Annotated in this window: 23 protein-coding genes and 1 pseudogene; 16 read left to right on the top strand and 8 right to left on the bottom strand. The window is 69.6% G+C overall.

The features are described from left to right. The first annotated feature begins 128 nt into the window (after positions 1-128). From ACQEVG_RS24545 to ACQEVG_RS24530, 4 genes are all read left to right on the top strand, one after another. Entirely contained in the window at positions 129-641 is a 513-nt protein-coding gene (locus ACQEVG_RS24545) for a MarR family winged helix-turn-helix transcriptional regulator (protein ID WP_432987471.1), read from the top strand. A 32-nt stretch (positions 642-673) separates the two neighbouring features. Next, positions 674-1150: a sigma factor-like helix-turn-helix DNA-binding protein gene (locus ACQEVG_RS24540; protein WP_432987469.1), complete on the top strand. Its 477-nt coding sequence runs from the start codon at positions 674-676 to the stop codon at positions 1148-1150. 34 nt (positions 1151-1184) lie between these two features. Further along, positions 1185-1436: a hypothetical protein gene (locus ACQEVG_RS24535; protein WP_432987467.1), complete on the top strand. Its 252-nt coding sequence runs from the start codon at positions 1185-1187 to the stop codon at positions 1434-1436. 84 nt (positions 1437-1520) lie between these two features. After that, the gene (locus ACQEVG_RS24530; RefSeq protein ID WP_432987465.1) at positions 1521-1712 is read left to right on the top strand and encodes a DUF1059 domain-containing protein; all 192 of its coding nucleotides are present in this window, start codon (positions 1521-1523) and stop codon (positions 1710-1712) included. A gap of 202 nt (positions 1713-1914) precedes the next feature. Here the strand turns inward: ACQEVG_RS24530 and ACQEVG_RS24525 are convergent, their stop codons facing one another. Continuing rightward, positions 1915-3069: a cystathionine gamma-synthase gene (locus tag ACQEVG_RS24525; protein ID WP_432987463.1), complete on the bottom strand. Its 1155-nt coding sequence runs from the start codon at positions 3067-3069 to the stop codon at positions 1915-1917. 114 nt (positions 3070-3183) lie between these two features. Between ACQEVG_RS24525 and ACQEVG_RS24520 the strand changes: the two genes are divergently transcribed. From ACQEVG_RS24520 to ACQEVG_RS24510, 3 genes are all read left to right on the top strand, one after another. Continuing rightward, entirely contained in the window at positions 3184-4287 is a 1104-nt protein-coding gene (locus ACQEVG_RS24520) for a hypothetical protein (protein ID WP_432987461.1), read from the top strand. 70 nt (positions 4288-4357) lie between these two features. Further along, on the top strand, positions 4358-5023 hold the full coding sequence (gene msrA, locus ACQEVG_RS24515) for a peptide-methionine (S)-S-oxide reductase MsrA (protein WP_432987459.1): 666 nt from the start codon (positions 4358-4360) through the stop codon (positions 5021-5023). Then, positions 5020-5616: a DUF3885 domain-containing protein gene (locus ACQEVG_RS24510; protein WP_432987457.1), complete on the top strand. Its 597-nt coding sequence runs from the start codon at positions 5020-5022 to the stop codon at positions 5614-5616. The genes msrA and ACQEVG_RS24510 overlap by 4 nt, the downstream gene beginning before the upstream one ends. A gap of 129 nt (positions 5617-5745) precedes the next feature. Here the strand turns inward: ACQEVG_RS24510 and ACQEVG_RS24505 are convergent, their stop codons facing one another. Continuing rightward, positions 5746-6519, bottom strand: a complete 774-nt coding sequence (locus ACQEVG_RS24505) for a polysaccharide deacetylase family protein (protein ID WP_432987455.1) — start codon at positions 6517-6519, stop codon at positions 5746-5748. A gap of 543 nt (positions 6520-7062) precedes the next feature. Here ACQEVG_RS24505 and ACQEVG_RS24500 point away from each other — a divergent pair. Then, positions 7063-8169, top strand: coding sequence for a serine hydrolase domain-containing protein (locus tag ACQEVG_RS24500; protein WP_432987453.1), 1107 nt, complete (start codon positions 7063-7065; stop codon positions 8167-8169). Positions 8170-8395: 226 nt separating this feature from the next. On the opposite strand, the gene ACQEVG_RS24495 is transcribed toward ACQEVG_RS24500, so the two are convergent. Further along, positions 8396-8836: a nuclear transport factor 2 family protein gene (locus tag ACQEVG_RS24495; RefSeq protein WP_432987451.1), complete on the bottom strand. Its 441-nt coding sequence runs from the start codon at positions 8834-8836 to the stop codon at positions 8396-8398. Between the two features lie 122 nt (positions 8837-8958). Here ACQEVG_RS24495 and ACQEVG_RS24490 point away from each other — a divergent pair, with 122 nt between their 5' ends. Beyond that, a complete protein-coding gene (locus ACQEVG_RS24490) occupies positions 8959-9531 on the top strand; it encodes a TetR/AcrR family transcriptional regulator (protein ID WP_432987449.1) in 573 nt (190 codons plus the stop codon). A 169-nt stretch (positions 9532-9700) separates the two neighbouring features. Here the strand turns inward: ACQEVG_RS24490 and ACQEVG_RS24485 are convergent, their stop codons facing one another. Further along, positions 9701-10795 carry a serine hydrolase gene (locus tag ACQEVG_RS24485; protein ID WP_432987447.1) on the bottom strand — a complete coding sequence of 365 codons (1095 nt, stop codon included), beginning with the start codon at positions 10793-10795 and terminating at the stop codon, positions 9701-9703. A 154-nt stretch (positions 10796-10949) separates the two neighbouring features. After that, a complete protein-coding gene (locus ACQEVG_RS24480; protein WP_432987445.1) occupies positions 10950-11360 on the bottom strand; it encodes a winged helix-turn-helix transcriptional regulator in 411 nt (136 codons plus the stop codon). Between the two features lie 98 nt (positions 11361-11458). Between ACQEVG_RS24480 and ACQEVG_RS24475 the strand changes: the two genes are divergently transcribed. The 4 genes from ACQEVG_RS24475 (at position 11459) to ACQEVG_RS24460 (ending at position 15669) form a co-directional block, all read left to right on the top strand. Continuing rightward, complete coding sequence (locus ACQEVG_RS24475) at positions 11459-12343, top strand: alpha/beta fold hydrolase (protein ID WP_432987443.1); 885 nt, start codon at positions 11459-11461, stop codon at positions 12341-12343. Positions 12344-12376: 33 nt separating this feature from the next. Further along, a complete protein-coding gene (locus ACQEVG_RS24470; protein WP_432992868.1) occupies positions 12377-13351 on the top strand; it encodes a zinc-binding alcohol dehydrogenase family protein in 975 nt (324 codons plus the stop codon). A gap of 199 nt (positions 13352-13550) precedes the next feature. Further along, positions 13551-13946 carry an SH3 domain-containing protein gene (locus tag ACQEVG_RS24465; RefSeq protein WP_432987441.1) on the top strand — a complete coding sequence of 132 codons (396 nt, stop codon included), beginning with the start codon at positions 13551-13553 and terminating at the stop codon, positions 13944-13946. 121 nt (positions 13947-14067) lie between these two features. After that, on the top strand, positions 14068-15669 hold the full coding sequence (locus ACQEVG_RS24460) for a hypothetical protein (protein ID WP_432992865.1): 1602 nt from the start codon (positions 14068-14070) through the stop codon (positions 15667-15669). Positions 15670-15719: 50 nt separating this feature from the next. Here ACQEVG_RS24460 and ACQEVG_RS24455 read toward each other — a convergent pair whose 3' ends face one another. Next, positions 15720-16220, bottom strand: coding sequence for a DUF1453 domain-containing protein (locus ACQEVG_RS24455; RefSeq protein ID WP_432987439.1), 501 nt, complete (start codon positions 16218-16220; stop codon positions 15720-15722). Between the two features lie 79 nt (positions 16221-16299). On the opposite strand from ACQEVG_RS24455, the gene ACQEVG_RS24450 reads away from it, so the two are divergent. Together ACQEVG_RS24450 and ACQEVG_RS24445 are read left to right on the top strand one after the other, a co-directional pair. Beyond that, positions 16300-16926, top strand: coding sequence for a TetR/AcrR family transcriptional regulator (locus ACQEVG_RS24450; RefSeq protein WP_432987437.1), 627 nt, complete (start codon positions 16300-16302; stop codon positions 16924-16926). A 47-nt stretch (positions 16927-16973) separates the two neighbouring features. Then, complete coding sequence (locus ACQEVG_RS24445; protein ID WP_432987435.1) at positions 16974-17345, top strand: VOC family protein; 372 nt, start codon at positions 16974-16976, stop codon at positions 17343-17345. On the opposite strand, the pseudogene ACQEVG_RS24440 reads toward ACQEVG_RS24445, so the two are convergent. After that, a pseudogene (locus ACQEVG_RS24440) lies at positions 17290-17556 on the bottom strand (hypothetical protein); the annotation flags it as partial. The gene ACQEVG_RS24445 and the pseudogene ACQEVG_RS24440 sit on opposite strands and share 56 nt — an antisense overlap. A 124-nt stretch (positions 17557-17680) precedes the next feature. Continuing rightward, complete coding sequence (locus tag ACQEVG_RS24435; protein ID WP_432987433.1) at positions 17681-18724, bottom strand: NAD(P)-dependent alcohol dehydrogenase; 1044 nt, start codon at positions 18722-18724, stop codon at positions 17681-17683. Positions 18725-18842: 118 nt separating this feature from the next. On the opposite strand from ACQEVG_RS24435, the gene ACQEVG_RS24430 reads away from it, so the two are divergent. After that, on the top strand, positions 18843-19715 hold the full coding sequence (locus ACQEVG_RS24430; protein ID WP_432987431.1) for a helix-turn-helix transcriptional regulator: 873 nt from the start codon (positions 18843-18845) through the stop codon (positions 19713-19715). Positions 19716-19865 lie beyond the last annotated feature (150 nt).

Raw genomic sequence — 19865 nt, 5'->3', positions numbered from 1 at the left:
CCCACTTCCCGGCGGCCGCCCGGATCCCACACTCCCCCGCTGGTTTGTGCAGCCCTGGTACGCACCGCGTGAAGGCCGCGTACTCTGTCCCCCACCAACCGACCACCGCACGAGAGAGCCCTCTGGCCATGCCCACCTCTCAGGACATGACGACTCATCTCGACCCCGGCCTCCTCGATGCCCTCCAGCACCAGGTAGCCGTCTTCGCACGCCGCGCGGAACAGACCCGGCTCGGCGGGGTCGGCCAGGTCCGCAACTCCATGGACCGCGCCGCGTATCTGCTGCTCAACCGGCTCGACAAGGAAGGCCCGATGGGCGTCAAGGCGCTCGCGGCGGGCATGGGCATCGACTCCTCGACCGTCACCCGCCAGGTCGCGCCGCTCGTCGACACCGGCCTGGTCAAGCGCACCTCGCACCCGGAGGACGGCCGCGCCGTCGTGCTCCAGCTGTCCCCGCGCGGCCAGGCCAGGCTCGAAGAGGTCCGCTCCTCGCGGCGCGAGCTGATGGCCCAGGTGACGGACGGCTGGACGGAGACGGAGCGGGAGTCGTTCTGCACCCTGCTCACCCGCTTCAACACCGCGCTGTCCGCCCGCCAGGCCGGCCTGCCGCCCGTGGACACGGAGACGCCGCAGACCTCTTGACCCGGGTGGCGCATCTGCTCCTATATGAGGACGTGAGCGAGCGGCAGACGGCACAAAGGCGTCGCCGGGCCCGGGAGTTCGAGGCGTTCGTCGCGGGCGCGGCCGGCCGGCTGCTGCACGCCGCCACCCTGCTGACCGCCGAGCCGCCCGGCGCCAACCCGCACGCCCAGCAGCTGCTGACCGTCGCGCTTGCCCATACGTACGCGGAGTGGGACCGGCTGCGCGGCGAGGACCCGTACGAACACACCCGCCAGGAGCTCGCCGCCCGCTTCGCGCGCAACGCCTGGCGCTACCACAAGGTGCGCGGCGGGGTGCTCGACCGCCTCACCCCGCAGGAGCGGCTGATTCTGGTGGTGCGCCTGTACGAGGGGGTGGCGGAGGAGCAGACGGCGGCGCTGATCGGGCTGCCGGTGGAACGCGTCCACGCGATCTGCGCCCGCGCGATCGCGGCGATGCGCAGCACTCCGCCGCCGAGACCGCCGCGCGCTCCGGCGGAGGCGGCGACATGAGCCGCCGCCCGCGGGCTCAGGCCGAGGCGGCTGCATGAGCCCCCGGGACCGCAAGGAGGACGAGGTCCGCCGGATGCTGGAGACCCGGCATCCACAGGTCCCCGCGGACCTGGCCACGCGCGCCGAGGCACAGGGCACCCGGCTGCTGCGCCGCCATCGGGCGGTGCGCCGTGCGGCATGGCTGCTGTTGGCAGCGGCGCTGATCGCGTTCGCGGTCTGGGCGGCGCTGAAACAGCCGTGGGTGACACCGCCGACGAATACGACGCCTCCGCTGGAGGGCTGGTAGTCCCGCCCGCATCACCCGTAGCACCCGATCTGTACGGATTTACCCTGGAGAAAGCGGCGTACAGATCGAGCCGAGGAGATCGTCATGACGAGAAAAGTCGCCGACTGCCGCAAGTTCCCGAGTGACACGCACTGCTCGCTGACGATCAGCGGCGAGGAGGAGGAAGTCGTACGGGCCGCGTCGGAGCACGCGGTCTCGGTCCACGGGCACGCGGACAGCCTGGAGCTGCGCGCGCAGATCCGTGAACTCCTGGAGGACGAGAAGGTCAGCGCCTGACGCTTGAGTTTCGCCTGCGGGCCGGTGACGGGGCGGGCCGGTGACCGTGCGGGCGCGCCGGGCGGCCATTCGTACGGGCGCGGGCGGGCCAGTGACGAGAGAGTCTGCCTCGGCGGGCGCCCGGGCCGGGTCCCTCCGCAGGACCCGGCCGGGACCCGAGGCCGGCGCCGCCGGCTCGCTGTCGGCCGCTCGTGATCGACACCTAGCCCAGCGCCTGCTGCAGGTCTGCCAGCAGATCGTCCCCGGCCTCGATGCCCACCGACACGCGCACCAGGTCCGCCGGAACCTCCAGGGCGGAGCCCGCCACCGAGGCGTGCGTCATCCGTCCCGGGTGCTCGATCAGCGACTCGACGCCGCCCAGGGACTCACCCAGCGTGAACAGCTTCGCGCGGTTGCAGACCTCGACCGCGGCCTCCTCCCCACCCGTGACGCGGAACGAGACCATGCCGCCGAAGTGCTTCATCTGCTTCGCGGCGATCTCGTGGCCCGGGTGGTCCGGCAGGCCCGGGTAGAGGACCTGGGTGACCTTGGGGTGGCGGGTGAGCATCTCGGCGACCCGGGTGGCGTTCTCGCTGTGCCGGTCCATCCGGACGGGCAGCGTCTTGATGCCACGCAGCACCAGCCACGCGTCGAACGGGCCCGCGACCGCGCCCATCGCGTTCTGGTGGTACGCCAGTTCCTCGCCGACCGCCGCGTCCGCCGCGATCAGCGCACCACCGACGACGTCCGAGTGCCCGCCCATGTACTTGGTCAGCGAGTGCACGACGATGTCAGCGCCGAGCGCGATCGGCTGCTGAAGGTAGGGGCTCGCGAAGGTGTTGTCCACGACCAGCCGCGCGCCCGCGCCCCGGGCAATCTCCGCGACGACCGCGATGTCGGTGATGCCGAGGAGCGGGTTGGACGGGGTCTCGACCCAGATGACCTTGGTCTTCGGGGTGAGCGCCGCCCGTACCGACGCCGGGTCGGAGGTGTCGGCGACCGACCATTCGACGCCCCAGCGCGAGACCACCTTGGCGAAGAGCCGGAAGGTGCCGCCGTACGCGTCGTTCGGGATCACCACGTGATCGCCGGGCTCGAGCAGCGTACGCAGCAGGCAGTCCTCCGCCGCCAGTCCGGACGCGAAGGCGAGCCCGCGACGGCCGCCCTCGAGCGCCGCGAGGTTCTCCTCCAGCGCGGTACGCGTCGGGTTGGCACTGCGGCTGTACTCATAGCCGCCGCGCAGTCCCCCCACACCGTCCTGCTTGTAGGTGGACACCTGGTAGATGGGCGGGACGACGGCGCCGGTCAGCGGGTCGGCGGTGTTGCCCGCGTGGATGGCGCGGGTCTCGAAGCTGTGCAAGCTGTGCTGGTCGCTCATGAGCCCGAGCGTAGTCCCGAGTCGGGCACAGTCCCGAGCCGGGCACAGTCCCGAGCCGGGCTTCGGCGCGGACCGGCCCGACGCCCGTCCTGCGCGGTCCGGGACAATGGATCCATGGAGATTCTCTGGTTCCTGATCGCGCTGTGCATGCTGACAGCCGTCATCGGTCCTTTTGTACTGCGCCGGCGCTCGGGCATCCACCTGGTCGAGCCGGGCTCGCCCGACGCCGCAGACCCGGACACGTACGGATTCCTGCGCCAGGAGGAGCAGGACATCCGGCTCCCGGGACCTGACCAGGACCTCCTCGACGTACTCGACGTCGTCCAGCGCACCCAGGACTGGCACGCCGCCTCGCAGCTGCTCGCGGGCACCCCGCGGGAGGGCGAGGTGCGCTGGCAGCGCGTACAGGCCTTCGCCGGGGCCGCGTCGCTGGAGCTCCAGCAGCAGCCGGGAGTCGGCGGCGCGTGGCTGCGTGCCTGGCGGCTGGACTCCCCCAAGGACGCGGGCGGCGCGGCCGTTTTCGCCGAGTTCCTTGTGCAGCAGGCATGGCGTTCCTCTGCGGCAGGGACCGACGACTTCCGGATCATCCTGGAGGAGGCGCGTACGGCCTGCGGCGAGGCCGCGCTGCTCGCGCCCGGCGACCCGATTCCGTACATCGTGGAACTCGCCGTCGCGCGCGGCCTCGGCTACTCGCACGAGCAGTTCGACCAGGTGTGGGCGAAGATCATCGACCGGGCGCCGGAGCACATGGGCGCGTATCTGGCCGCGCTGCACTACTGGTGCGAGAAGTGGCACGGCTCGCGCGACGAGGCCGACCACTTCGCGACGACGGCCGCGGCCCGCGCCCCGCAGGGTTCACTGCTGGCCGCGCTGCCGCTGTTCGCGGTGTACGAGCACCTGCCCGAGGTCAACCTGGTGCGGGGCTTCTACCGGAGCGCGGTGGTGACGAAGGCGACGGAGGGCGCCCTCTTCGCGGTCCACGCGGCCCGCCCGGACGACCCGATGCTGGCGCACGTGCGCCATCTGCTGATCCTCTTCCTGGTCCGCTCGGAGCGCTGGGCCGAGGCGATGAACCAGCTGGTCCGGGTGGACGGTCACGTCGGCGCGCTGCCGTGGACCATGAGCGAGGACCCGGCGGCGACGTACACGATCCACCGGAACCTCGCGGTGGCGGGCTACGAGGCGAACGGCGGCAGCCCGGCGACGCTGCCGCAGTGAGCCGGGCGGCGGAATCCTGGACCGCCCCCGGACGTTGTGCTGTAGGCATCGACCACCTGAGGAGCCCCGCATGTTCCTGTCCCGCCGCACCCCCGAGCTCCCCACCCCCGACCAGGCCCTGCGCGGCCGCCCCACCCCCGAATTCACCGTCCCCGACCGCCACACGGTCCTGGGCAACCCACTGCTGGGCCCGTACCCGGAGGACCTGGAGGTGGCGGACTTCGGCCTGGGCTGCTTCTGGGGCGCGGAACGCAAGTTCTGGCAGACGGACGGCGTCTGGACGACGCTGGTCGGCTACCAGGGCGGCCACACCCCGAACCCGTCGTACGAGGAGGTCTGCTCGGGCCTGACGGGCCACACGGAAGCGGTGCGGGTCGTCTTCGACCCGAAGGTCGTCTCGTACGAGTCGCTGCTGAAGCTGTTCTGGGAGTCCCACAACCCGACGCAGGGCTTCAGGCAGGGCAATGACGTGGGCACGCAGTACCGCTCGGCGATCTACACCCACTCGGAGCCCCAGGCCGCGGCTGCGAAGGCTTCGCGGGAGGCGTATCAGGGGGTTCTGACGGGCTCCGGGTACGGGACGATCACGACGGAGCTGCTGCCGGCGGAGGGCCGCCCGTTCTTCCCGGCCGAGGGATACCACCAGCAGTACTTGGACAAGAACCCGGCGGGGTACTGCGGGATCGGCGGGACCGGCGTCAGCTGTCCTATCGGTGTCGCGAAGGCGGAGGGGTGAGCGCTGGCGTCACCCCCGAGTTGTTGGCGGGGCTGTGGCAGGAACGGCGGTCGTCGGGTCCGCCCATCGCCCACACGTTCCGCAGTACGTACACGGACCGCTGGGTGCGCTTCCACAGCCTCCCCGAATCGAAGCGCTACCCGGAGTCCGAGGCCGAGTACGCGATCGTGCTGGACCGGTACAACACCGTTCTCGACGAACTGTTCGCGGGCGAGGACGTGTTCGTGGTGACCATGGACTGGTCGAACACGCCGACCGGTCCCGCTGGCCACGCGACACCACGACGGACACTGCACCCCGACGGCATCCGCTGGTGGACCGAGTCGGACCAGGACGACGCCGACCCGGAATTCCACACCCACACACGTCTGTACGCCGACCGGCGCCCGTGGGAACACGGCTGCGTCGATGAACTACTGCGCGCCGTCGCGGACGAGGCTCTCGTCGAGGTGTTCTTCACCGATGCGGAACTTCGACGCATCCACCATCCGTACGACGGGGGCGCCGACGTCGTCCTCACCACAACCGCGGAGCGAGACCGGCTGCGCAGCCAGCACACCGACTGGCTCTCCAGCCACCCAGCGGGGCTCTGACACCAGCAGCTGGAAGGCCGACGCCACCACAGCGCACTCGGCACGACGCCGCTGAGCTGCCCAGCCCGGGCTGGGGGTGGCGCTCGCGCCGGGGCCGGGACCTCGATCGCCGGAACCGACCAGGGCTGCTCAACGCACCGGGAAGCCGCAGGAGTAGCCCTGCTCCTTGAGCCAGGGGAGGATCCGGCGCAGGGCCTCGACGGTCTGGGAACGGTCGCCGCCCGCGTCGTGGAAGAGGAGCGTCGGCCCATTGGGCAGCTCCCGCTCGACGGTGGCGACGATGGCGTCCGTGCCCGGTCGGTCGAAGTCCTTGGTGTCCACGTTCCAGCCCAGCGGGCGCATCCCCCGGGAAGCGGCGAGCTTGCGGCTGTGAGGGGTGAAGGCCCCGCCGGGCGCCCGGTAGTACATCGGCCGTACACCTCCGGACGCCTCGGTGATCATGCGTTCGGCGTCGCGTATCTGCTGCGACTGGTAGGCCTGGGGCTTCTGGTCCATGGTGGTGTCGTGCGACACCGAGTGGTTGCACAGCCGGTGCCCGGCCGCGACGACCTTCTTCACGAGGTCCGGGTGGGCTTGCGCCTGCATCCCCACCATGCAGAACGTGGCCTTCACCCCGTACTCCCGCAGCACGTCCAGCACTTGAGGGGTCCACACAGGGTCGGGGCCGTCGTCGATGGTGATGTTGACGCCGCGCGTCCCCTTGTCCGAGGCGTGCGCGATGGTCACCGCGACCTGCTTGACGTCACTGCCCGGTGTCGCCGACGCGGCCGCCTTGGGCGACGAGCCGCCCACCGAACCGGCCTGCGCGGTCCACACCGAGGCACCGGTGGTGAGCACCGTCACCCCGAGCGCCGCCCCCACCAGCTTGCCGTACCAGCCCCGCCCGCCGCCGTGCCGTGCCATGTCCGCCCCGCTTTCGCGCAGTCCCTCGCCGATCCCCGGTCACATTGCGACCACCTGGCAGGACGAGGGGCGGCGGCCACGGGATGCGTCCGTTACCGTTCACGGACAATCTCGGGGGAGTTCGCGGACATCTCGGCCGGCAGCGGCCAGGACCGGGCCAGTTGGCCCGTGCGCGCAGAAGCGGCAGACCCAGAAGCAACCTGGCGCCTCAATCCGAACATCTCGCATAACACTGCAGAGGCGTGCATCTTGCAGCCTGGAGAGTCTCTGACGTCGCGTGTACAACTGCTCGATGCAGGGGGCGTACCACTTTCACCCACACCGGGCATGAGGCTTGTGATCACCTTCGGTTTCCGCGAGCGGATGGCCAATGGTGGAAGCGAGACATCGGCCACCCCCCGCAGCGCTGCGAGACGCGTCCGGTCGGGCCGCTCCTGCCCGACCGGCATCGCCCCTGCGCCGGAAGCCACTGAGGGACAGCCGCCCCCGGCGGGCCGGGAATTCAGTTGCCTCGCGTCACCCCAAGCTGGCTAGATTCTCCGCATGGCGGACATTCAAGGCTCATACGATGATCTGTTCACTGCCGTGCCCAGCGCGCTGGCGGCATTGCTGGACGAGGGAGACGCCGGTGGCTCGGTGGCCGTCTTCGTGGACGGCCGGCCGGTGGTGGACGTCTGGGGCGGATTCACCGACGCCGACCGTACGATCCCGTGGCACCGCGACACGATCGTCAACGTCTGGTCCGTCACCAAGACGATGACCGCCCTGTGCGCCCTGGTTCTCGCCGACCGTGGCGAACTCGACCTGGCCGCGCCGGTCGCCCAGTACTGGCCGGAGTTCGCCGCGGCGGGCAAAGAGAAGGTGCTGGTACGCCACCTGCTCGCGCACACGGCCGGCCTGCCCGCCTGGGACGGGCCGGTGGCGGAGCTGTACGACTGGACGTCCGCCACGGCACGACTGGCCGCGCAGGCTCCGCAATGGGAGCCGGGCAGCGAGGCCGGATACCACTCGCTCACCCAGGGCTTCCTCGTGGGCGAGGTCGTACGCCGCATCACCGGCCGGACTCTGGGCGCGTTCTTCGCCGACGAGGTTGCCGGCCCGCTGGGCGCGGACTTCCACATCGGCCTGCCCGCCGAGCACGACCACCGGGTGGCGCTCGCGGTTCCGCCACAGTCCCGGGACGACGGCTACGCCGCGAGTGCCGCCGGCAGCGGCGCGGCTCCCGCCGCCGGGACCCCGATACGGGTCCGCGACGGGAACAGCGTGGCCTGGCGCCGTGCGCAAATCCCTGCGGCGAGCGGGCTCGGCAACGCCCGCTCGGTCGCCCTCGTCCAGTCCGTGATGGCCTGTGGAGGATCGGTGCGGGGGGCGCGGCTGCTGTCGCAGGCGGGTTGTGACCGTGCCCGGGAGGAGCAGTTCCACGGCGATGACCGCGTCCTGGGCATGCCGATGCGCTGGGGTCTGGGCTACGGACTGTTCGGCAACACCTACGGGTGGGGCGGTTGGGGCGGCTCACTGGTCATGATCGATCCTGACGCCCGAATGGCAGCGGCATACGTGACACATCAGATGCGCGAACCCGCGGACGACAATCGGGGACTGGAGATCGTCACGGCCGCGTATGACGGGCTCACGGGTCTACGTGCCTGACTCAACGGGTCACATGGCAGCACAGGCTCGCCGGCACCGGGGTCTCGTGCCCGATCGGCGTGGCGAAGGCCGAGGGGTGAGCTCCGGCTTCACCCCCGCGCAGCCGGGGGGCTGTGGCAGGAACGGCGGCCGTTGAGTCCGCCCCTCGCCCACACGTTCCGCAGTACGTACGCGGACTGTTGGGTGCGCTTCCACAGCCTCCCCGGCTCGAAGCACCGCACTCGTGCTACTTGCCTTCCAGCGCCGCCACCAGCTGAGACAGGTTGCCGCCGGCCACGATGAGGGCAAGGTGGTCGTGGTAGTCCCGGCTGCTGACGATCAGGCCGTCGCGGACCCGCAGCACCTGGATGTTGGAGGCCTCGAAGGTCCGTCCGGTCAACCGGTGGTGCACGTGGTAGTCGAACTCGGCGACGACCACCTCCGCGTCGTCGGTTTCCCGGACGACCACGTTCGCCGGGGTCAGCTCCACGGGCGAACTTGCGGAGACTTGAGCGAACCGCTCCTTGAGTGCGGCCCGCCCCTCGACCCGGCGCGGACCGACCGGCTCGAAGACGGTCTCCACTACGGCGTCCTCGGCATAGAGCTCGGCCAGCTCCGTGAACCGCCCCGCGCTGATGCCCTCGATCAGCTCCTGGAAGACCTCGCGCGGTGACAGCGTTTCAGGCATGACAAACCTCCGGTGGAATCCACGGCTAGAATCGGACTAGCGGCTCCGTTTTCACGATACGGACTGGAGACTCCGGTTGTCCAGGGTGGCTCTGCCGTCGACGGCGAAGGGACGGGAGAGGGATGGGTGACGCTCAGGAGCGCCCGCTGCGGGCGGACGCGGTCCGCAACCGGGCCAGGCTGCTGGATGTCGCCACGGAGGTATTCACCGCCCGCGGCGTCAGCGTGCCGACCGAGGAGATCGCCCGCATCGCCGGGGTCGGAGTCGGCACGCTCTTCAGGCATTTCCCGACCAAGGAGGCGCTGCTGGAGGCGGTGATGGTGCGCAGACTGGAGGAAATGGCAGCCCAGACCGCGCAGCTGGCCGCCGAGGCCGGGCCCGCCGAAGCCTTCTTCGCCTGCTTCCGTCTGGTGGTGGATCAGTCCGCGGGCAAGAACGAGTTCGCCCAGGCTCTCACCGCGGCCGGGGTGAACGTACACGCGTCTCTGCAGGAGCCGACCATGGAGATCCCGGCCCGGCTGGCCGATCTACTGACCGGGGCGCAACAGGCGGGGGCGGTCCGCCCGGAGCTGGGCCTGCCGGAGTTCATCGCCCTCCTGGCCGGCGTCGGCAGGGCGATGGAACAGCTCGGAGCGGATCCGGCGCCCCGGGAGCGGATCTTCGAGGTCGTCTTCGACGGGCTGCGGCCACGCTGAATCGAAGGCGTACAAAGCTCGGGGTTCGGAAGAGGGTTCGCGTCGGCGGGGCAACCCGGGTGATGGTCGCCGCATGCCGGTGACGCAGCCACCAGCAGCTCTTTCCACCTCGACCCAGCCCTCGTCACGGGAATCTGCTACCCGACCGGACCCGCCTGCTGCGCAACCTTCACAGGTGGCCGGGACGGCCGGCAGCCGGGGGAGTCTGGTCCGGGTACAGGTCATGATGGATGGCCTTAGCCACGCCTTCAACCGTCTCCATGCCATAGTCCCACCCCGCCTCCGACGACTCGTCTTCAGGCACTCTGTTGTTCTCGGTGAGGACCACGAGGCCATAGTCGTAGGCATGGCCGGTGAACGCACTCATGCTGTTGACCTTCCAATCTCCGCGGTCCCAGGGGTCCTTGAGCTCCTTCTGGGAGCGCTGAAGCCACCCGTTCTTGACCTGTACGGCAGCGTCCGAGGGAGCCCCGGCGGGCGTTCCCCACCGCTGATCCCCCTCCACGTCACGCATGAGGCCGAGAATGTAGGTGCGCTCCTCCGCGTTGAGGACCGAGTTGTCTTCAGCGGTGAGCAGCTCAAGCAGTTTGGCTTGGTCCCGGGCAGTGACCTGAGTCAGGCCCATGAAGCCTGCTTCGTCGAGGATGGTGTTCTTCATGCCGGCCTTGTCCAGGAAATTCTGGATACTTTCGGGGCCCAGGCTGTCCCACAGGGCGTACGTCGCGTCGTTGTCCGAGTTCACGATCATCTGCCGGGCCAGATCCTGCTCATCCTCGGACAGGGGGACGCCTTCCTCCAGGAGCAGAGCCCCCAATACTATCGGCTTGACCGTGCTTGCAGAGTCGTAGTGCTTGTCCGGGCGGTACGTGCAGGAGGTATGGGTAGTTCGGTCATACAGCACCACCGAGGCATGACTGGCGCGATTTTCCAGCGACTTCGCTATGTCTCGAGTAAGGGAATTTGCCAGTCCGGAATTTTCCGACGTGCATTCAATTGACCTGCCCTTGAGTCGCTGGGATGCGAATTTCATGTTCCGTTTCTCATGGGAGACGGTTGCCGTGACAACGGGAGCGACGGCCAAGGTGGAGACCGCTACGACAACTACTCCTAAAGTCATTTTCGAAGCCATCTTACTGAGCGTCAACTCTCTCCCTTTCTTGTATTTTCCGGCCCACCAATGTGGACGCAGTAATGGATCCGGCATGATGTGATCCACCGCAAGGTTTGGCACGTACCGGTTCGGCAATTCGGTGTGGCTCGGCATCTGTGGACGGACGTTACAAGCTGGGGATGGGCCTGACCTGTCGGGTAAGCCGATAGGCCTACCGCTGGGCCTCTACGGCAACCGATGAGGTGAAAGCAGGCCCTCCGTTTGGACCCTCTCCAGGAGGAAAACGAACCGCGACGGCTGCCGATGCTCAGCCGCCGTCCGCGGTGTGCTCCTCGCTGAGTTCGTTGGCCCGGTCGATTTCCGCCATGTGCTCCTCGGCCCAGGCCCGGACCGTGGCGAGCGCGATCTCCAACGACCGTCCGAGTTCGGTGAGTTGGTAATGCACGCGCGGCGGAACGGTCGGCTCCACCCGGCGGGTGATCAGGCCGTCACGGGTCAGGCTCCGCAGTGTCACTGAGAGCATCTTCTGCGAGACGCCGGGCATCCTGCGCTGGAGCTCGGCAAAGCGCACCTCGTCCGGGGCGGCCTGGGCCAGCACTTTGACGGCCATCGACGTCCACTTCGTACCGATCCGGTCCAGCAGCTGACGGGTCGGGCACAGCGGGTCGAACAGGTCACCGCGCGCGCTGCCGGAGGCACGCCCGGACTGGGAGGTCACCTCGAACTCACCGCCTGGGGGGAAAGTACGGTCTTGGCACCTCCAACCTAGTTTCCTAGCGTTTCCTTGTCACCATTGGTAACTGCTTCGGAGGCATCATGTCCGGTCCCGCGTCCTCGTCCTCGGAGTGCCGCCCCGCCGGGGTCGAGCTGCGCCGTATCGCGACCAACGGCGTGGAGCTCAACGTGGCGATCGCCGGCGAGGGACCCGCCGTGCTGCTGCTGCACGGATTCCCGCACACCTGGCAGGTCTGGGACGACGTCATCGGCCGGCTCGCCGAGCGGTACCGGGTCGTCGCACCGGACATGCGAGGGTTCGGCGCCAGCACCCGGGCGGCGGACGGCTACGACGCCGGCAGTCTCGCCACCGACGCCGCAGGCCTCCTGGACGCGCTCGGGGAGACCTCCGCAGCGGTGGTGGGCATCGATGCGGGCTCCCCGCCGGCCTTTCTGCTCGCCATGCGGCGGCCCGGCCTCGTCCGGCGGCTGGTGGTCATGGAGTCGCTGCTGGGCAGGCTGCCCGGGGCCGAGGAACTCCTTGCCGGCGGACCGCCCTGGTGGTTCGGCTTCCACGCCGAGCCGGGCCTCGCGGAGAACGTGCTGAGCGGTCACGAAGCGGAGTACGTCGGCTGGTTCCTCAACTCCGGCACCCACGGCCGGGGCGTGCGCCCCGGCATTCGCGACGCCTTCGTCAGCGCCTACACCGGAGGCGAGGCTCTGCGCTGCGCCTTCTCGTACTACCGCGCGCTGCACACCAGCGCGCAGCAGATCCAGGACGCGGTCGAGTCGGCCCGGCTCACGGTTCCCACCATGGCAATCGGTGCCCACCCCGTCGGGGCCGCACTCGAAAGGCAGTTGCGGCCCGTGGCCGATCACCTCGAAGGTCATGTCGTCGAGGACTGTGGCCACATCATCCCGCTGGACCGCCCCGAGGCCCTGCTCGGTCTGTTGGAGCCGTTCCTCGTGGCGGACCTGCGTACATGACACAAGGAGACTGAGAACGCCGTGGACAGGACGATGCGGGCAGTCGTGCTCGACAAGCCGGGACCTGTGGACCAACTGCACATCCGCCGGCTCCCGCTCCCCGAGCCGCCCAAGGGCTGGGTGCGGATCAAGATCGAGGCGTTCGGCCTCAACCGCTCCGAGCTGCATACCCGCCTCGGCCTGGCCGAAGGGGTGACCTTCCCCCGTGTCCTCGGCATCGAGGCGACGGGAACCATCGACGCCGACCCGGACGGCGAATTGCGTCCCGGACAGCAGGTCGTGGCCATGATGGGCGGCATGGGCCGCACCTTTGACGGCGGCTACGCCGAGTACACCGTGGTGCCGCGCTCCCAGGTGATCCCCTTCCGCTCCGAACTGCCCTGGGAAACGCTCGGCGCAGTCCCGGAGACGCTGCAGACCGCGTACGGGTCGCTGACCACCGGCCTGGATCTGCGACCCGGCCAGTCCCTTCTGATCCGCGGCGGAACCTCCGCTCTCGGCCTGGCCGCCTCGACCCTGGCCAAGGAGATCGGGGCCACCGTCCTGGCCACCACCCGCAGCGCGAGCCGCACCAGCGCACTCACCGACCACGGCATCGACCACCCGCTGATCGACGACGGCAGCATCGCCGGCCAGGTGCGCGAGATCGTCCCCGAGGGCGTTCATGCCGCACTCGAACTCGTCGGCACGCCCACCCTGCCCGACACCCTGGCCGCCACTCGCGTCCACGGCACCGTCTGCTTCGCCGGCATGCTGTCCAATCAGTGGACCGTGCCGGACTTCTACCCGATCGGCTACATCCCGAGCGGCGTCCGGCTCACCGGCTACTCGGGCGACGCCGCCGACCTGCCCGCCGAGGTACTCCAGCGCCACCTCGACCGCGTGGCCGGCGGAGACACGCCCCTCGGCCCCACCCATGTGTACGCACTGGACGAGATCAGGACCGCACACGAAGACCTCGAGCAGGGGCGTCACTTCGGCAAACTCGTCGTCCGCCTCGGCGGGTGAAGGGGGCAGTGGTGACCAGGGCGCGCCACGACCCCTGGCCGCGTCTTCCCAACGACGGTGTGCTGTACGGCGGTTGACGTTCCGCGATAGACCATACGGTAGGGTACGGTCGTCCATTTATCAGCGTACGAGAGTGTCCGCGGCCGCAAAGTGCGCATCGTCATTCATCCGTCGGACGCGGCACGAACGGGGAGTTTTCATGAACAGGACCAGGACAAGGACAAGGGCGAGGACCAAGATCTGGACCGCAGTTGCGTTGCCGCTCGTCACGGTGTCGGGCCTCCTCGCCACCGCGCCGGTCGCGTCAGCCGCGACGGCCGGGGCCTCCGCATGCACCATCAACTACTTCTGGCAGAACAAGGACTCCGACACCGGCCGCGCCATCCGGGCCGTCGTCGCGCCCGTCCGGGAGCTTCCCGCCAGTTGCGGTGACAAGATCGCGGAGGTCAACTCGGACTTCAAGCTCCAGTACCACTGCTACATCACCAACTCGTCAGGCAATCAGTGGACCCACGTCCGGATCGACGGCACGTCGGTCAACGGCTGGGTGTACAGCCTGAATCTGGACGACGGCGGTTCCAAGAAGCACTGCTGACACGAGACGCAGGTAGGGGATGTGGCTGTAACAGCCCGACCCCGGCGGCGTGATCAGCTGTGCGGGATGACGCCGGACTAGGGTCTGTGCCGTGGGGATCAGCGAGCGGACTCATACCGCACTGGCAGACGCAGGCGAGCGGGACGCGCCATCGCGGTGGCGCGTCCCGCTCGTCGCGACGGCCGTCGTCCTGCCGCTGTACGTCCTGTGGGCTCTCTGGCTCGCGACCGGCGGCGGCGATCTGGCCGCGCAGCTCGCCTGGGCGGGCTTCATGGAGCGGCACCCGGCCTCCGCGTACAACCTCTCCTGGTACGGCGGCACCCACACCGCCAACTACAGCCTGCTGACTCCGCCGCTGATGGCCGTCTTCGGCGTACGCGCCGTCTCGGTGGCCGCCGGGCTCGCCGGAACCTGGGTGCTGGCCCTTCTGTTCGTACGCAGCGGGGTACGGCGGCCGGTGTGGCCCGCCGTCCTCGGGGCGGTCGCGCTCTGGTGCAACGTCGCCTCCGGGCGTACGACCTTCGCGCTCGGCGTCGCGATCGGGCTGCTCGCCCTGCTGTACCTACGCCGGACCGCGCTCGCGGCGGCGTTCGCAACACTCGCGACCATGGCCAGTCCCGTCGCCGGGTTGTTCCTGGTGGTGGCGGGGGCGGCGTATCTGCTGGACCGGCAGTGGCGCAGCGGCGCGGCACTGGTACTGCCGCCGTTCGTGGTGGTCGGGGCGGTGACACGGCTCTTCCCCTTCCAGGGCGAACAGCCCATGGCCCCCGGCAAGCTGTGGATACCGCTGGTCGCGTCCGCCGCGGTGGCCCTCGCTGCGCCGCGTGAGTTGCGGGTGGTGCGGTACGGGGCCGGGGTGTACGGCGTCGGGGTCGTCCTGACGTATCTCATCGCCTCGCCGATTGGCACGAACGTCGAGCGTCTGGCCGGTCTCGTGGGGCCACCGGTGCTGCTCGCAGCACTGCTCGCGGGCGGGCTCGGTGGGCTCGCCCGGCTTGGCAGACTCGGTGGGCGCGGCAGACTCCTGCGGGCGGTGCTCGCGATCGCGCTCGCCGTGAACACGTACTGGCTGATCGACAAGACCGAGGACGATCTGGTCGTCTCGGGCGGCGTCCCCGCATGGGCGGCGCACACGGACGGTGTCGTACGTGAGCTCGAGCGGCTCGGCGCCGACCGCACACGGGTCGAGGTCGTCCCCGCCCGCAACCACCGCGAGGCGACCGTCCTCGCGCCGCACATCAATATGGCGCGCGGCTGGAACCGTCAGCTCGACGTGGAGCGGGGGCGGCTCTTCTACGACGGGTCGCTGACCCCGGCGGCGTACCGGCAGTGGCTGGACCGGTCGGCGGTCGGATTCGTGGTGCTGCACCATGGGCGCCCCGACGGGCCCGCCGAGGGCGAGGCGGAGATCGTCAGGAGCGCCCCCGACTGGCTGGAGCGGGTGTGGCAGGACGAGGGCTGGACGGTCTACCGGGTGCGGGACGCGGTTCCGCTCGTGTCGGCGCCGGGCACGGTGGTGCGCGGCGACGACGCGGAGCTGGTGGTACGGATGCCGGCGGCCGGGTCGGTGACGGTGCGGGTGGCGTACTCGCCGTGGCTGCGGGCGGAGGGGGCCTGTCTGCGGCAGGAGGGACAGTGGACACGGCTGACGGTGCGCAGGGCGGGCGAGTACCGGCTGGACTCGCCCTACCGGCTGCCGCGCTCGGCCGGCTCCGACTGCTGACAGCCGATCGGAGCCGGAGCTCGGGCGGATGCTTCGGCGCCAGGAGTACTTCAGCGCCCGGAGTATTTGTCGAGCAGGCTCGGCTTCTCCGGGGCGAAGGGGACTCCGCTCGCCAGGCCACGCGCGCCGACAACCAGCGCCTCGCCCAGGAACCCGACGCCGATGGACAGGTTGATCGGCCGCGCTTCCTCGTGCATGCCCATCCGCACCGCGAGAAAGCCGAAACCCGCCATCACCACCAGGGATCCGACGATGACGAGGAACGTCCTGCCCGTATAGCGCTGAAAGAGAATCCCGTCCTTGGGGTAGACCTGGATGGTTGCTCCGCGCACCGCGCCGAGCCCCACACCCACTACCGCTCCGCCGACCACCCAGCCGAGGTCGGTCCCGGACAGTCCCTCGACTTCAGTGAGTGCCCAGATTCCGAGTCCGGTGAGTACCAGCGGCGGCGCGAACAGGTCGCGAGCGTTGAGCGGCTCGCCCCTCAGGCGCTTGACCACCACTGCGACTGCCACGACGGCGATGATCGTGACGAGTAACCAGATGTTCACTCCCGCTCCCCCTTTGCTCCGGCCGGTCCACGTCCAGCGAACCGCCGCCAATTTAGCACGGTCATGCTATAAAAATAGTATGCCAAAGGTTGTCGTAGCCGAAACCCGACGTCAGGACGTTGCGCAGGCAGTGCTGCGCATCGTGGGGCGGGACGGGCTGGAGAGTGCTTCACTGCGCAACGTCGCCCAGGAGGCGGGGTTGGCCATCGGGTCTGTACGGCACTACTTCGCCGGCCAGACCGAGTTGATGATTTTTACGATGGAGGAGCTGCGGCAGCGCATCGACCACCGCATCCGCCGCCATGCCGAGCAGCTCCTCGACCCGGACGCCGGTATCGACCGCCGGGCCCGCACCGAGGAACTGCTCGCCGAATTCCTCCCCCTGGACGAGACTCGCCGCGAAGAAGCCGTGCTCTGGACGGCGTTCGTCACCGCCGCATGCACCCGCCCCGAATTCCGGCCGTCCGCCCGCAGGATGCATGACGAGATGCGCGAGCTGATCGCTCGGGTGCTGTACGAGGCCCAGAAGTCCGGCGGCATCCCCGAAGGCCTCGACATCGAGCTGGAGACGCAGCGGCTCGCCGCCCTTCTGGACGGCCTGGCCTTCGGCGGAGTGCTGTACCCGGGCGGTGTCGCCCCCAGTGCCGCGCGCGACATCCTCCGTCGGCATCTTCAGTCCCTCACGGTTGCCGCCCCGCTCAGTTGATCAGTGCCAGAACCGCGATTGTCAGTGGCGTGTGGCACGCTCGGCCCATGATTGACCACATCTCGGTACAAGTGGCGGACCCGGCGGCCAGTGCCGCCTTCTACGACCGTGTGCTGGCCCCGCTCGGCGGCAGACGGCTGCTCGACTTCGGCCAGGTGATCGGTTACGGCACGACGAGGCCGACGTTCTGGATCGGACCGGTGACGACCGAGGGGCGGGCGCGCGAGGCGCACATAGCCTTCTCGGCCGCCGACCGCGCGGGCGTGAGAGCCTTCCTCGCGGCGGCCGTCGAGGCAGGTGCGGAAGTGCTGCACGAGCCACGGCTGTGGCCCGAGTACCACCCGGACTACTACGGCGCGTTCGTCAGGGATCCGGACGGCAACAACGTGGAGGCGGTCTGCCATGCGCCGGAATCGTGATCACGGCGGTCATGCTGCCCCGGCCTGCGCCTGCCTGAGGCGGTCCGCGGTCGCCGACGCCCGGTAGCCGTACGGCACCCCGTCGATCAGCAGCACATCGCCCGCCATGTGCCGGGTGCGCAGGGTGATCAGCTCCTGATGGGCCGGGGTCGTACCACCCGCGGGCGGCGTCCATCGACGGGAAGGCGATGATGACGAGCGCTTGGGGCCACTCGCCCTCGCGTTGCCCAGCGGTCCTGGCCGCGAGCCGCGATGCCCCGGCTGCGGCGGATCCACGCGAAGCTGATCCGCGCGAAGTTGATCCGCCGCAACCGGGGCACCCGGAACGACGACGCCTAGATCGTCGCCGTGTCGATCACAAAGCGGTAGCGGACGTCGCTCGTCAGCACCCGCTCGTACGCATCGTTGATCTCGTCCGCGCGGATCAGCTCGATCTCCGCGCCCAGGCCGTGCTCGGCGCAGAAGTCGAGCATCTCCTGGGTCTCACGGATGCCGCCGATGCCCGAGCCGGCGAGGGACCTGCGGCCGAGCATCAGCGAGAAGACGTTCAGCGAGACGGGCTCCTCGGGCGCACCGACGTTCACCAGCGCGCCATCCGTCGTGAGCAGCGAGAGGTACCTGTCGAAGGGCAGCGGCGCCGACACCGTGGAGACGATCAGGTCGAAGGAGCCCGCCAGCTTCTCGAACGTCGCCTCGTCGCTGGTCGCGTAGTAGTGGTCGGCGCCCAGCTTCAGCCCGTCCTCCTGCTTGCGCAGCGACTGGCTGAGCACCGTCACCTCGGCGCCCAGCGCATGGGCGATCTTGACGCCCATGTGACCGAGGCCGCCCAGACCGACGATGGCGACCTTCTTGCCGGGGCCCGCCTGCCAGTGGGCGAGCGGCGAGTAGAGAGTGATGCCGGCGCACAGCAGCGGGGCCGCGACCTCCAGCGACAGGCCGTCGGGGATGCGCAGGGTGAAGGCCTCGTCGACGACGATGTGGGTGGAGTAGCCGCCATAGGTCGGCTCGCCGTTCTTGTCGAGGGCGTTGTACGTGAGGACGCCCCCGCCGGTGCAGTACTGCTCCAGACCCGCCCTGCAGTTGTCGCACTCACGGCAGGAGTCGACCATGCAGCCGACGCCCACCCGGTCGCCGACGGCGAACTTCGTCACGCCGGGGCCGACCTCGGCGACGATGCCCGCGATCTCGTGGCCCGGCACCATCGGGTAGATGCCCTCGGTCCAGCCGTCGCGTGCCTGGTGGATGTCGGAGTGGCAGATGCCGGCGTACTTGATCTCGATGAGTACGTCGTGCTCGCCGACGGCGCGGCGAGGGATGGTGGTTCGCTCCAGCGGCGCCTTGGCAGCGGGAGCGGCGTATGCGGAAACGGTGGTGGTCATGTCTACGAGCGTGCCGCCCGGCGCACCATCTACCCAGCCCTCTGTTGTGCCTACGTCCCGCGTGCGTACTACTGGCAGGGTCAGCCTTGTCAGGCTCCCCGGCCGCAATACTGTCTGTATGGACCAGCGTGCCGAACTCAGCGAATTCCTCCGCTCCCGCCGTGCCCGGCTGCAGCCCGAGGACGTGGGCCTGCCTCAGCTGGGCCGCCACCGCCGCGTCCCCGGGCTGCGCCGTGAGGAGCTGGCCCAGCTCGCCGGGGTGTCCGTCGCGTACTACACACGGCTGGAACAGGGCAACGGCCGCAATGTGTCCACCGAGGTGCTCGACTCGATAGCGCGGGCGCTGCGGCTGACCGACGCCGAGCGCGACCATCTGACCCACCTGGCCAAGCCGAAGCAGAAGAAGCACCGGCGGATGGGGCGGCCGCAGCAGGTGAGGCCCGCGATCCAGCATCTGATCGATGCGATGGACGGGGTGCCCGCGTACGTCCTGGGGCGGCGGCTGGACATCCTGGCCTGGAACCGGATGGCCCGCGCCCTCCTCGGCGACATGTCCGCGCTGCCGCCGCAGGAGCGGAACATGGCGAAGCTCGTCTTCCTCGACCCCAACGCACCCGATCTGTATGACGACTGGGACGCGAAGGCGACCGAGGTCGTCAGCGTGCTGCGGATGTACGCGGGCTGCTCGGCCGACGACCCGCAACTGCCCGGGCTGATCGGCGAACTGTCGGTCAGGAGCGAGGAGTTCCGCAGGCTCTGGGCCGCGCACACGGTCACGGAGAAGACCCACGGCGTGAAGCGGCTGCACCATCCGCTGGTGGGCGAGCTGACCCTGTCGTACGAGTCGCTGAGGCTGCCCGACGAGCACGACGTGTCACTGGTCACCTATCACGCGGAGCCCGGCAGCCGGTCGGCCGAATCGCTGCGGCTGCTGGCAGGCTGGGGCGTCGACGAGGTGACCGACGCGAGCGCCGACCGACCCGCTGAGTGATCGCCAACGGGCCGGCCAGGCGGTCACCTGAACGGTCTCCGTGCGGGACGGCAGCCGGCTGGTCCGCCGCGGGCCGGTGCAGCACCACACCAGCTGAGCGGACAGACGAGGGGACAGACGAGGGCGGCGGCAACCCCAGGGGTGCCGCCG

This window comes from Streptomyces sp. CA-135486, assembly GCF_050936555.1.
Taxonomy (GTDB): domain Bacteria; phylum Actinomycetota; class Actinomycetes; order Streptomycetales; family Streptomycetaceae; genus Streptomyces.
This window is presented reverse-complemented; position numbering and strand designations above follow the sequence as displayed.

Coding starts and splice junctions, on each gene's coding strand:
- ACQEVG_RS24545 (WP_432987471.1), top strand. CDS start 129: ATGCCCACCTCTCAGGACATGACGACTCATCTCGACCCCGGCCTCCTC.
- ACQEVG_RS24535 (WP_432987467.1), top strand. CDS start 1,185: ATGAGCCCCCGGGACCGCAAGGAGGACGAGGTCCGCCGGATGCTGGAG.
- ACQEVG_RS24530 (WP_432987465.1), top strand. CDS start 1,521: ATGACGAGAAAAGTCGCCGACTGCCGCAAGTTCCCGAGTGACACGCAC.
- ACQEVG_RS24525 (WP_432987463.1), bottom strand. CDS start 3,069: ATGAGCGACCAGCACAGCTTGCACAGCTTCGAGACCCGCGCCATCCAC.
- ACQEVG_RS24520 (WP_432987461.1), top strand. CDS start 3,184: ATGGAGATTCTCTGGTTCCTGATCGCGCTGTGCATGCTGACAGCCGTC.
- msrA (WP_432987459.1), top strand. CDS start 4,358: ATGTTCCTGTCCCGCCGCACCCCCGAGCTCCCCACCCCCGACCAGGCC.
- ACQEVG_RS24505 (WP_432987455.1), bottom strand. CDS start 6,519: ATGGCACGGCACGGCGGCGGGCGGGGCTGGTACGGCAAGCTGGTGGGG.
- ACQEVG_RS24500 (WP_432987453.1), top strand. CDS start 7,063: ATGGCGGACATTCAAGGCTCATACGATGATCTGTTCACTGCCGTGCCC.
- ACQEVG_RS24495 (WP_432987451.1), bottom strand. CDS start 8,836: ATGCCTGAAACGCTGTCACCGCGCGAGGTCTTCCAGGAGCTGATCGAG.
- ACQEVG_RS24490 (WP_432987449.1), top strand. CDS start 8,959: ATGGGTGACGCTCAGGAGCGCCCGCTGCGGGCGGACGCGGTCCGCAAC.
- ACQEVG_RS24485 (WP_432987447.1), bottom strand. CDS start 10,795: ATGCCGAGCCACACCGAATTGCCGAACCGGTACGTGCCAAACCTTGCG.
- ACQEVG_RS24475 (WP_432987443.1), top strand. CDS start 11,459: ATGTCCGGTCCCGCGTCCTCGTCCTCGGAGTGCCGCCCCGCCGGGGTC.
- ACQEVG_RS24470 (WP_432992868.1), top strand. CDS start 12,377: ATGCGGGCAGTCGTGCTCGACAAGCCGGGACCTGTGGACCAACTGCAC.
- ACQEVG_RS24465 (WP_432987441.1), top strand. CDS start 13,551: ATGAACAGGACCAGGACAAGGACAAGGGCGAGGACCAAGATCTGGACC.
- ACQEVG_RS24450 (WP_432987437.1), top strand. CDS start 16,300: ATGCCAAAGGTTGTCGTAGCCGAAACCCGACGTCAGGACGTTGCGCAG.
- ACQEVG_RS24445 (WP_432987435.1), top strand. CDS start 16,974: ATGATTGACCACATCTCGGTACAAGTGGCGGACCCGGCGGCCAGTGCC.
- ACQEVG_RS24435 (WP_432987433.1), bottom strand. CDS start 18,724: ATGACCACCACCGTTTCCGCATACGCCGCTCCCGCTGCCAAGGCGCCG.
- ACQEVG_RS24430 (WP_432987431.1), top strand. CDS start 18,843: ATGGACCAGCGTGCCGAACTCAGCGAATTCCTCCGCTCCCGCCGTGCC.